The 12,643-nt window shown below is 43.2% G+C and carries 8 protein-coding genes; 5 read left to right on the top strand and 3 right to left on the bottom strand.

Annotated elements, in window-relative coordinates; translation table 11 throughout:
- Nucleotides 1–45 precede the first annotated feature (45 nt).
- Complete coding sequence (gene yfcC, locus SPUTW3181_RS08525) at nt 46–1,599, bottom strand: putative basic amino acid antiporter YfcC (RefSeq protein WP_081429796.1); 1,554 nt, start codon at nt 1,597–1,599, stop codon at nt 46–48.
- Between the two features lie 355 nt (nt 1,600–1,954).
- On the opposite strand from yfcC, the gene SPUTW3181_RS08520 reads away from it, so the two are divergent.
- A complete protein-coding gene (locus SPUTW3181_RS08520; protein ID WP_011788970.1) occupies nt 1,955–2,866 on the top strand; it encodes a LysR family transcriptional regulator in 912 nt (303 codons plus the stop codon).
- A gap of 79 nt (nt 2,867–2,945) precedes the next feature.
- Here the strand turns inward: SPUTW3181_RS08520 and focA are convergent, their stop codons facing one another.
- Nucleotides 2,946–4,559, bottom strand: a complete 1,614-nt coding sequence (focA, locus tag SPUTW3181_RS08515; RefSeq protein WP_011788969.1) for a formate transporter FocA — start codon at nt 4,557–4,559, stop codon at nt 2,946–2,948.
- A gap of 916 nt (nt 4,560–5,475) precedes the next feature.
- Here focA and SPUTW3181_RS08510 point away from each other — a divergent pair.
- The 3 genes from SPUTW3181_RS08510 (at nt 5,476) to pflA (ending at nt 10,739) form a co-directional block, all read left to right on the top strand.
- A complete protein-coding gene (locus SPUTW3181_RS08510) occupies nt 5,476–7,008 on the top strand; it encodes a DUF3360 family protein (protein WP_011788968.1) in 1,533 nt (510 codons plus the stop codon).
- A 644-nt stretch (nt 7,009–7,652) separates the two neighbouring features.
- A complete protein-coding gene (pflB, locus tag SPUTW3181_RS08505; protein ID WP_011788967.1) occupies nt 7,653–9,935 on the top strand; it encodes a formate C-acetyltransferase in 2,283 nt (760 codons plus the stop codon).
- Nucleotides 9,936–9,998: 63 nt separating this feature from the next.
- Nucleotides 9,999–10,739, top strand: coding sequence for a pyruvate formate lyase 1-activating protein (pflA, locus tag SPUTW3181_RS08500; RefSeq protein ID WP_011788966.1), 741 nt, complete (start codon nt 9,999–10,001; stop codon nt 10,737–10,739).
- 44 nt (nt 10,740–10,783) lie between these two features.
- Here the strand turns inward: pflA and yfbV are convergent, their stop codons facing one another.
- Nucleotides 10,784–11,227, bottom strand: coding sequence for a terminus macrodomain insulation protein YfbV (gene yfbV, locus SPUTW3181_RS08495; protein WP_014610792.1), 444 nt, complete (start codon nt 11,225–11,227; stop codon nt 10,784–10,786).
- Between the two features lie 140 nt (nt 11,228–11,367).
- Between yfbV and ackA the strand changes: the two genes are divergently transcribed.
- A complete protein-coding gene (ackA, locus tag SPUTW3181_RS08490; RefSeq protein WP_011788964.1) occupies nt 11,368–12,570 on the top strand; it encodes an acetate kinase in 1,203 nt (400 codons plus the stop codon).
- The last annotated feature ends 73 nt before the right edge of the window (nt 12,571–12,643 follow it).

Raw genomic sequence — 12,643 nt, 5'->3', positions numbered from 1 at the left:
ATTAACAATATAACAATCCTTTGTTATGTCTAAACTAACTCAAATCTAGCTAAATCCTAAATAGTGCGCACCAATTACTAGCACGCTTGAGACGAGCATCAGCAATAACATAAAACGCCACACAAATTTGAGCCAGTTGCCCCAGTCAACACGGCATACTCCAAGGGTTGCCATTAAAGAAGCTGAAGTCGGAACAATGATATTGGTGAGCCCATCTCCCAGTTGGAATGCCAACACTGACACTTGCCGCGTCACACCAACAATATCGGATAATGGAGCCATCAAAGGCATAGTCAATGCGGCTTGGCCTGAACCTGAAGTCACGAAAAAATTAAATACAGACTGGAATAGCAGCATAAACCACGCAGATAACGCATCGGGTAATTGCCCTATTACACCACCAGCACTGCTTAAAATGGTATTGAGTACGCTCGGCTGGGTCGGTTCGCCACCACCTAGCAGCAATAATATGCCTGATGCGCAACCAACAAGCAGAGCAGGCTCTAACATTGTTTTAGCGCCCTCTTTAAAACTCTGTGCCACCTTGTTTAGCGTCATCCCATTGAGGTTAAAAATGGAGCCAATCACGCCCGCGACTATTCCCATAGTAAAAAATTGACTCGCAATTTCGGGGATAAACCAAGCGTTGGCAACCACGCCCCAAATAACCCAGATCATAGTCAACACTAACGTAAGTAGAATTAAACCATCGCCAAGATTAAAACGGCTCTCAAGTTTTGCATTGGCGTGATGCTCACGAAAAAATGCATCAGACTGATAACTATGGGATATGTTAGGATTTTTCTGAATACGATGGGCATAGCGCATCGTAAAAATAATGCCAAATAAGGTAAAGCCAACCCACATTGGAAAGCGGAAATCACTGCCAGATAATACTGGAATACCCGCAATACCTTGAGCAATTGCCACACTAAAAGGATTCATCCATGAGCTAGCAAAACCGATTTGGGTTGCAACATAAGTTACCATTACAGTGGTAATGCCGTCATAGCCTAAACGGATCATCAACGGACAGATAATAATGGCAAAGGCAATCGCCTCTTCTCCCATACCAAATACCGCGCCACCCAAGGAAAACAAGGTAAATATCACGGGAATAAACAATTTCTCATTACCGCGGGTTTTATCGATTAAGCGCAAAATGCCGTTATCAATGGTACCGGTAGCCATAACGACGCCAAAGGAGCCACCAATCACTAACATAAACATAATAACGCCAATCGCACTCCCCCATTTAGAGCCTGAGGTTAAGCCTTCGAAGGCAAAATTAAAAAATCCTACGCCACCTTCCCCTTTGAATAATGCAACTGGCTGTAACTGGGGCTCACCTATATCATCGAATTGATATGCAAAGGAGTTAGGATCAACCACTGTACGCACTTTTTGCACACCATCAGCCACATAATGCACCTCTTGTGTTTGGAATGAACCAATGGGAATGAGGTACGTGAGCAACCCTGCAACGAAAGCGACAAAAAAGATGATCACTAAGGTATCGGGCATAACTAATTTACCCGAGAGAGATGTAGATAAAGAGGCATCGACAGCCTTAGTTGACTCAGTTGGAGGATTCGTCATAAGTACGCCAGTTTTCTAGTGAATTTAAAGGCCGCACTATAAACCAATGCAAATAAAATCAGTACAAAATATCAATATGACTCCGCAAGGTTCCTCACTCTTTACCTTACTTTTAGCCCATTATCATAGGCTTTAAACCATATCGATAGCACTGCGGATACTTTGTATCTATTTGATAACAAAATGGCTTTACTCCACAGTTAAGGATAAAAAGTGAAGCATCTCTAAAAACTACACTGTTAATTTTAACTTTGCTTGTGAGCAACTCGACACGGCTCTAAAATCATTTCGTCGATCTATCAATAAAATTGATACTTTTCACACCCCCATTTTTCAGCTAGGAGCAAATAAACACATGAAGTACTCACTCAAGCAAATTGCCGTTTTCGATGCTGTTGCCAGCCTTGAAAGTGTGAGTGCCGCAGCCAGAAAACTTTCCATGACACAATCTGCAGTCAGTATGTCCCTCGGCCAACTTGAAAATTTACTCGGCCGTCCACTCTTTATACGTCAGGGAAATAGGCTCACATTAAGTCACTGGGGAAATTGGTTACGTCCAAAAGCAAGACGCCTACTACAAGATGCACAACAAATTGAATTAGGCCTACATGAACAACACTTAATCAGTGGTCGCTTTAAACTTTGTTCCAGCCAGACGGCTGCGGAGCATCTATTACCCGAACTCATCAGCAAGATTGATACGGATTTCCCAGAATTACGCATTGAGTTGATGGTAGAAAACACCGACCATGTTGTTGACGGCTTACTCAACTATGAGTTTGATTTAGGGATCATCGAAGGACGTAACGATGATGTGCGTCTCCATCAAGAGCAATGGTTAGATGATCACTTAGTGGTTATCGCTTCTCCCCACCATCCCTATGCTCGTTATGAAAGCACGAGTTTATCGCAACTTGAACAGGCTAAATGGGTACTGAGGGAGCAAGGCGCAGGTACAAGACGTATTTTTGATGGTGCTATTCATGGCGTTATTGAAAAATTAAACGTCTGGAAAGAATATGAACACGTCCCACTGCTCAAGGCGTTAGTAAAGAATGGTCCCTATTTAAGCAGCTTGCCTTTTTTGGATGTTGAAAAAGATGTCGCTAATGGTGAACTCGTTATTCTGTCGACACCGCAACTCAATATGAAACGGCATTTATCATTTATTTGGCGTACAGATTCAGGCGAAAATCCACTCAGGGACTGCGTTATCACTGAAGCAAGGCGCTTAAGTCGTCATCGACAAATTACAATTAAACGCTAATACCTTTATACCGAAGCAAGAAAATGAAAAACCCGAAACAACCCAGCTTGTTTCGGGGTTAAATTAACAGCGATCAAACTTAATCGTAAAAAGCACCACAAACCGCTTTGGCAATCTCTTCTCGAGTCACCATCCCACACAACTTACCCTGCTCTATCACCGGAAAAGCACTTGGCTTAGTGGCATAGGCATGGCGCAACCGTTCTTCATAACTTTGATAAGTACTCGCAATCATCAGTCCGCTATCCGTTACAGGAAACAACTTTTGACGATCAACAACCATTAACTCAATTAATGCATCCAGTGGATCCTTAGGAGAGACAGTTAACACCTCGGTTTGCATTAAGTCAGCCACTTTATCAGGTACACCTCGGGTAAACTCCTGTGCCCAAAGACTTCGTAATAGATCTTGTTGTGAAATAAACCCCACTAATGCTTGTTTATCATCGACCACAGGCGCAGAGCGGACATTTGCATCACTTAATAATTTTAAACCTGCATAGACAGATTGATCGGCACTTAGCGTGATGGGATGTCTGTCCATCACATCACTCACACACATTTTAGGAATAGGTTTTGAAACCGCTTTGGCATTTAACATAGTAGGTTGATCTCCGGCAGAAATAGAATAAATATGAGCATCAGGACTTATTGATAACGCAGGCTCATTAGCAAGCGCGGTATCCGTTGGCATATCGTTGTTTAAGTAAGAAGAAGTCGCAGTCAATGCATTGACTAAGGTTAATGTTGGGGTGTGGCGCTCAATGTTTGATGGGTGTTGAGGTTTGGCTTGCTCAATCCACCAATAACCGAGTCCCACAAAAATGCCACCACCAACAATATTGCCCAGTGTCACCGGAATAAGATTCTTGATGACAAAGTGGCTGAGGGTTAAATCACTGAATTGCGCGGCATCAATAGCTGCTGAGGTAAAAAATGTCTGATCAGCAAAAAGATGAATGGCAATTCCTAGGGGCACCATAAACAGATTAGCTATGCTGTGCTCAAAACCACTGCTCACAAACATGGCGACTGGCAACATCAGTAATATCGCTTTGGTTAACGCATCACGGCTCGCAAAGGTCATCCATACCCCTAAACAAACCAACATGTTACAAAGGATCCCTAAACTAAATGCCTGAAACCAGCCGTGATGTAATTTATGCTGAGCGATCGTTAGGGCATTTATCCCCCAGCGTCCCCCGTCGAGCAGATACATACGGGCAGACATAATCAGTAGCAACATCACCATTGCACCGAGTAGATTACCCAGGTAGACCCGCGTCCAGCACATAACAAGTTGTTTAGTAGTGACTTTCTTTTGTGCCCAAGCAACAGAACTCAACACGGTACTCGTGAACAGCTCGCCGCCACAAATCACCACCAACATCAGTCCCAAACTAAAAGCTAACCCTCCCGCTAAGCGTACAAGCCCCCAAGCACTCCCAGACGCCCCCGTTGTTACTGTGATATAAAATACAAAAGCTAAGGCAATAAAACCGCCTGCAAATGCTGCCAAACCAAATGATTGCCAAGCAGATTTAGCTACCTTACTTTGCCCATAGTGTTCAGCATGTTGATAAAGACTTCGCTTATCAGGCTCAGTCTTTCCGTTATGATGTGGATTGAATGGTGTTGGCGAGCTGAGATGAGGTTGCGCCCTCATATGAGCATCATAATGTGATGCCTTCATCTCAGTTAGCTCCAACACTGAATATTTTCGGGGAAAATAGCGTTAACAACATAAATTTCTCCAGTAATTTCATTGCCCTGTGAATAGTGCAATCAAACAATAACCTGAAGAATCGCTCAATAAAATTGGGTAATAATGATAGGAACCATCAATAACCCTGATAACAAAACCTCATTCAAACTAGAATGTTAAAATGCAAAAAATACTTAACACAACACATTACCTATTGTTTTAAATAACAAAATAATATTAATGCAGAATTCACCACCTATTAATCAAGATCTTTAACTAAAAAGCACTCACTTAGCCAATGATACTTATCGATTACATTATCACCTCACCCCCTCCTATTTTGTCCCGTAGCAGGACATTATCAGCCCACTTGATAATGAAACATCTGCATTTTACATCTCAGAGAAAACGATAAAAAAACACACCTTGCCTCACACTTATTCATACACACCTACTGATCTAACTCACAATCAAGACTTGTATTTCAAGCCGCCTCAAATTCCCACCCTATTTAGCAGCGCTATAACACAGAATCACTGGCAAATGTGATCAATAGGTAACGCAATATGCATGCCTAAGCGGCAATTTTTATTGTTATCCCACCTAAGTTGTTAAGTGCCTCCCAAATCCCTAAAACAGGTGTTTCAGATTTATTGATACCTAGTGATGACATTAATTACCTATGTTAAGATTTAACAGGTAAATTGGTCAGACCAATTCACACATTAGGAACACGACAGAATGAGGACAAATTGGGGTGAATAACTTGTCCGCATCGACGACTAAAAAGTGACTACTCTTTAGCTTGCTAAGCAACAAGCAAAAGCAGTTACCAAAATCATGGAACACGCTCGGTTGTCATCAAATGATGAATCACAATGTTCTTTTCGGAGAATGAGAAACTATGTCTGAAACAGTCAAAAAAGAAGAAAGGGAAGCCTCAGAGCGGACTTACAGAGAACTGCACCGTCCAGCGTCTCAGTTTGTCACTCGCGAAGCGTATTTGGAGCATGAGCTTAAAATCATGAAACCAAGACGCTGGGGATTAAATTTACCGGGTCGCGACTTTCGTTTCGAGTGGGAGGACTTAGTCCCCGCATTAGCTGGAACTATCGGAATTACCGTAATGTATTCAGCGGTGATGGCAGCATGGGCAGCAGGATTAACTGAACGGTGGGAACATATCAATTTAGGGGCAGAGTTTGCCATCCAAGTTGTCCGTGTTGAAATGCTTATCCCCGCGTTACTCTTCTGTATCATTAGTTCTGGTTTTATTAATCCTCGCGCTAACTTAGGTGGTAATCACGGCCCAATGATCCCCTTAATTGGTGCCATCGCTTTAGCGGGCGCACACCCACTTGCATTAGCCATGCTGATTGGGATATTTGGTCTCATTCTCAGTTATTTTAAGGGAGGATCGCGGCTCGTTAACCTGACAAGTGGCGGTGTAGCAGGGGGATTATTGGTGTTCCTCGGTTTTATGGGCGCCAAAAGTCAAATTGGTTCACTCTTCGAGTGGGCTGGCGGTTTACAGGCCAAACATAGCTTAGATTACTCACTCGGTTATGTGGCTTTTGCAATCTTACTCGTCAATGTCATTTTATATGCTTACCTTGCTAAAGTGGGTAAACGCTGGCTGGCGATTCCACTATGCTCTATTACTGCGATTGCCTTAGCTTTTGGTTTAGGAGCGGGCCTTGATCTGAAATTTGTCACAGAACCAGGGATCCCCAACCTTAACCCTGTCTACTGGTGGGGCTCGACTGAGCATGGATGGCAACTAGGTTTACCTAATACTGCACACTTTATCGCTTCACTGCCCTTTGCCATCTTAGCGGTTGCTATGTGGTCACCGGATTTCTTAGGACATCGTATTTTCCAAGAGCTGAATTACCCTAAAGGCGCGGAAAAAGTGTTAATGGATGTTGATGACACAATGACAACCTGCTCACTACGCCAAATGGTAGGCACAGCGGTAGGCGGCGGTAACATTACATCATCTTGGGGGACTTATATGATCCCTGCTGCCATTGCAAAACGCCCTATTCCCGCTGGTGCCATTTTACTCGGTAGCCTTTGTATTATTGTCGCAATTATTGGTTATCCAATGGATGTGACGGTATGGCGTCCAGTGATGTCAATAGCATTGTTGGTCGGCGTGTTCTTACCACTGCTTGAAGCAGGCTTACAAATGGTAAAAGACAATTTAAGTAGCCAAGCGGCTGGGATTTGTATTTTTGCCTCTTTTGTTGCCAACCCAGTGCTTGCTTGGGCCTTAACGATGCTGCTTGATAACAATGGTCTTATTGGTGATAAGGAACGTCCAAAAACCTTGTCATTTGCTGACCGAGTCATCATTCCAGGCTTAGCATTTATCATTTGTCTAGCTGCCATGTTAGCCGTTGGGATGATTGAAGGTATCCCTGCACTGCTCTGATTAACCCCTTTAGCGCAAGCCAATAATATTGTTGGTTTGCGCTAATGATAGGCACTATTTATTTCACTGATATATAGTCAATCTGATTGATTTTAAAAACATTTACATATCAACCAGATTGCCTATATACCATTGATCCTATAATGACTAAATAAGTAAACATGTTTGTTTTTGTGTGTTCTACCAAAATTGAATCCGAATATCAGTGTATTTGTATTGCTGAATTAAATATGTTTGAACGTAGTTTAGATATATGACTAATCGATGAGATGCAAACGTTAATTTGCGGTAAAAATGCTATCTGGGTAGCAATTTTGGAATTAACTCAAGGCAAACTAAACTGATTTGAGTGCCATAGTAGGTTAGCTATGGTAATATGAACATGGTTAATTGGTCTTACCAATTATAATGAGACATTATCGATAACCGAACTAACGAATATTTGTCATCTTATCGGGTATCAATAGACAGGCTTTTAAAGTAACAACTGTTGTAAAACAACAGGCACTTTAAAATCAGTTCCCATCATAGGGCGTCATCATGAAGGGAGCTTTTTATATCAGGAATTAGCTATTGGCTTATACTCAGCATTGCTTAGCGCTGATCGCCAATAACCTTTATCTCAACCAAAAGGTATTAGTACGATGACCGACAAAACTGAACTGTTTGCCAGCGCATGGGAAGGTTTCACTCCTGGCGATTGGAAATCTGAAGTCAATGTACGTGACTTTATCCAACAAAACTATACTCCCTATGAAGGCGACGAATCATTCCTAGCCGGTGCCACCGAAGCAACCACAACACTGTGGGATAAAGTGATGGAAGGCATTAAACAGGAAAACCGTACCCACGCGCCTGTTGATTTCGATACTAAGATGGTGTCAACCATCACCTCCCATGATGCGGGTTATATCAACAAAGATTTAGAAACTATCGTTGGCTTGCAAACAGATGCACCATTAAAACGTGCAATGTTACCTAACGGTGGTATTCGTATGGTGGAAAGCTCATGCGCCGCCTACGGTCGTGAACTAGATGAAGATGTTAAATACGTCTATTCAGAACTGCGTAAAACCCATAACCAAGGCGTGTTTGATGTTTACACACCAGAAATTATGGCTTGCCGTAAATCAGGTGTATTAACCGGTTTACCCGATGCCTATGGCCGTGGCCGTATTATCGGTGACTATCGCCGAGTCGCACTTTACGGTATCGATTACTTGATGAAAGATAAATTTGCCCAATTTAGCTCACTGCAAGCGCAGTTCGAAGCGGGTGAAGATTTATCAAATGTTATTCAACTACGCGAAGAAATTGCCGAACAACACCGCGCACTAGGCCAAATGAAGAAAATGGCTGCTAAGTATGGTTTTGATATTTCAGGCCCTGCTAAAAATGCTCGCGAAGCGATTCAATGGACTTACTTTGGCTACTTAGCCGCAGTGAAGAGCCAAAATGGCGCGGCGATGTCATTAGGACGTACTTCATCATTCCTTGATGTTTATATCGAACGCGATCTGAAAAATGGCACCTTAACTGAGCTACAAGCTCAGGAAATGATTGACCATTTCGTGATGAAACTGCGTATGGTGCGTTTCCTACGTACTCCTGAATACGATGAGTTATTCTCCGGCGACCCGATTTGGGCAACTGAATCTATTGGCGGTATGGGCTTAGATGGCCGTACGTTAGTGACCAAATCAAGCTTCCGTTTCTTGAATACCCTTTACACTATGGGTCCAAGCCCTGAGCCTAATATCACCGTATTATGGTCAGATAAACTGCCGATCGGTTTCAAAAAATATTGCGCTAAAGTGTCTATCGATACTAGCTCAATCCAATACGAAAACGATGACTTAATGCGTCCTGATTTCCAATCTGACGATTATGCTATCGCCTGTTGCGTAAGCCCAATGGTTGTGGGTAAACACATGCAGTTCTTCGGTGCTCGTGCAAACCTCGCAAAAACCATGTTATATGCGATCAACGGCGGTATTGATGAAAAACTGAAAATCCAAATCGCCCCTAAAGCAGACATGATCACTGACGAAGTGCTCAACTTTGATGATGTAATGAATCGTCTTGACGGCTTAATGGATTGGTTAGCAACCCAATATGTTGCGTCATTGAATGCTATCCACTTTATGCACGACAAGTACTCTTACGAAGCTGCGCTCATGGCACTGCATGACAGAGATGTACGCCGTACTATGGCTTGTGGTATTGCCGGTCTATCTATCGCTGCCGACTCACTGTCTGCGATTAAATACGCTACCGTAAAACCTGTTCGTGATGAAAACGGCATTGCTGTTGATTTCGACATCAGTGGCGACTATCCAAAATTTGGTAACAACGACCCACGTGTTGACGATATCGCCTGTGACTTAGTTGAACGTTTTATGGCCAAAATTCGTGACCGTAAAATGTATCGCAATGCAGTACCAACTCAGTCAATTCTGACCATCACCTCAAACGTGGTTTATGGTAAGAAAACAGGTAACACACCCGATGGTCGTCGCTCAGGTGCGCCATTTGCACCGGGTGCAAACCCAATGCATGGCCGTGACGAAAAAGGTGCAATCGCTTCTTTAACTTCTGTGGCTAAACTGCCTTTCGCCCACGCCCAAGACGGTATTTCTTATACCTTCTCAATCGTGCCAAATGCCTTAGGTAAAGATGATGATGCACGCCGCGCCAACTTAGCAGCATTGATGGATGGCTATTTCGACCACAATGACAAAAAAGAAGGTGGCCAGCACTTAAACGTCAACGTGATGAATCGTGAAATGCTCGAAGACGCTGTTAAGCATCCAGACAAGTATCCACAACTAACCATCCGTGTTTCTGGTTACGCAGTGCGCTTTAATTCACTGACGCCAGAGCAACAACAAGATGTGATCACACGTACTTTTACTAAAGGTCTGTAAGCTAAATAAGTAAAGGCTGTAGTACACTGTACTACAGCCTCACTTATTTTATCAGGAGTCACAATGGCAGTTATCGGTCGGATCCACTCAGTGGAATCCTTTGGCACAGTAGATGGTCCTGGCATACGGTTTATCGCCTTTATGCAAGGCTGTTTAATGCGCTGCCAATATTGCCACAACCGTGACACTTGGGATCTTGATGGTGGCAAAGAAGTGCAAGTCGATGAGTTAATGAGTCAAATCATCAGCTACCGACCTTTCCTTGATGCCAGCAATGGTGGTGTAACAGCAAGTGGTGGTGAAGCTATTTTACAGGCCGAATTCGTCGCCGAATTATTTAAAGCCTGTAAAAATGAGGGTGTTCATACCTGTTTAGACACCAATGGCTTTGTACGTAAGTACACACCTGTGATTGATGAGTTACTTGACCACACTGACTTGGTTCTACTCGACATCAAACACATGGATGACGAAAAACACATTGAATTAACCAAAGTCAGTAATCACAGAACACTGCAATTTGCCGAGTATTTGGCAAAACGCAACCAAGCGACATGGATACGTTATGTCGTCGTGGGTGGATTTACCGATGATGAAGCATCGGCATTGCAACTGGCCGAGTTTATCAAGCCCATGAAAAACATTGAAAAGGTAGAGTTACTGCCCTATCACGAATTAGGTAAGCATAAGTGGGAAGCCATGGGCGAAAACTATCAACTCGATGGCGTATCTCCCCCAAGCCGCGAAACCATGGAAAAGATTAAAGCGGTATTTGTCCAGCAAGGCATAAATGCGGTTTATTAGTCGACTAAGCAGCGATTAAAAACACATTAAGACAAAATATAAAACTAGAGTTCTTCCCAATAACTGGCATCTAAGCGCTCAAAGGCTATTTTTAAAATAACCGCCATATCGAGATAACAAGCCTTAGCACCTAAGGTTTGGCACTGAATGCCCATGGAAGACAGCTTCGCGCTTAACTGGTTACTCCAGTCGAAGAGCGACAAAGGTAAAGGATGGCGAGCCCGCCAACCTAGCCACAATAAGCCCTGCACTGGCAGGCTGATAAAAAATAAAGCGATAGTGACAGCTTGTGGCAAAAATGCCCAACCATAGATATATAGCTGGCTCATACTCGCAAAAACCGCCAACACTGGCATCACCAGAATGGCAAGCTGAGTCGCACGCACAACCCGATACTCAGGAAAAAACAAACCCAGTTGTCTAACCATAGGCCACGTCTTCATATAACGGCGACCGTCTCCTAAGGTTTTGAGAATATTGATGCTCAATTTTAGACACCTACAACAATGGAATACTGTTTTTACCATAGCATAATTTGGCACTTTGCCCCAAGACTGTTACGGCAAATACTCGGTGGTTCTATAGTTTTTGAATCGTTATATTAAACACAATGGCAAAAGGTTTACACATGTCTAATAAACTGGTTTTAGTACTCAATTGCGGTAGCTCTTCACTCAAATTTGCCGTCATTGACGCGCAAACAGGTGACGATCAGATCTCTGGCCTAGCCGAGTGTTTTGGCTTAGAAGATTCTCGTATCAAATGGAAAATCAACGGTGAAAAACAGGAAGCTGCCTTAGGTGCATTTACAGCTCACCGTGAAGCCGTTGAATTCATTGTTAATAAAATCCTTGCGGGTCAACCCGAGTTAGCAGCACAAATCCAAGCTGTAGGTCATCGTATTGTTCATGGCGGCGAAAAATTCACTCGTTCAGTGATTATTGATGATAGCGTGATCAAAGGTATTGAAGATTGTGCATCACTTGCCCCATTGCATAACCCTGCACACCTTATTGGCATTAGAGCGGCAATGGCCTCTTTCCCTAAATTGCCTCAAGTCGCAGTGTTTGATACCGCTTTCCACCAAAGCATGCCAGACAGAGCTTACGTCTATGCCTTACCATACAAGTTATACCGCGAACACGGTATTCGTCGTTATGGTATGCATGGTACTAGCCATTTATTTGTTAGCCGTGAAGCGGCGAAAATGCTCAACAAACCGTTAGCCGAAACCAATGTGATCTGTGCACATTTAGGAAATGGCGCTTCTGTTACCGCAGTGAAAGGTGGCAAAAGTGTCGACACCTCGATGGGCTTAACCCCATTAGAAGGTTTAGTGATGGGCACTCGTTGTGGCGATATTGATCCTTCAATCATCTATCACTTAGTCCATCAATTAGGTTACACCTTAGAAGAAGTCAATAACCTGATGAACAAGCAAAGTGGTCTGCTGGGTATTTCCGAGCTGACTAACGATTGCCGTGGCATCGAAGAAGGTTATGCTGATGGCCATAAAGGCGCGACCTTAGCCTTAGAAATCTTCTGCTATCGTTTAGCCAAATACATTGCCTCTTACACAGTGCCACTGGGCCGTTTAGATGCAGTCGTCTTTACGGGTGGCATTGGTGAAAACTCTGACTTAATTCGTGAGAAAGTACTTAACCTCTTGGAAATCTTTAATTTCCATGTCGATAGCGAACGCAATAAAGCCGCGCGCTTCGGTAAAAAAGGCATTATCACCCAAGATAACAGCACTGTTGCTATGGTGATCCCAACTAATGAAGAATGGGTTATTGCCGAAGACTCCATTAAACTTATCAACAAAGAATAAGATGACCTAAGCCGTTTGCTCATCCAAACGGCTTTATTGTTAAAGACTTACAGTAAACACATTCATAAGCAAA

Source organism: Shewanella sp. W3-18-1, from assembly GCF_000015185.1.
GTDB lineage: Bacteria > Pseudomonadota > Gammaproteobacteria > Enterobacterales > Shewanellaceae > Shewanella > Shewanella putrefaciens.
The sequence above is the reverse complement of the archived record's forward strand: the minus strand, read 5'-3'. Positions and strand labels throughout refer to the sequence as shown.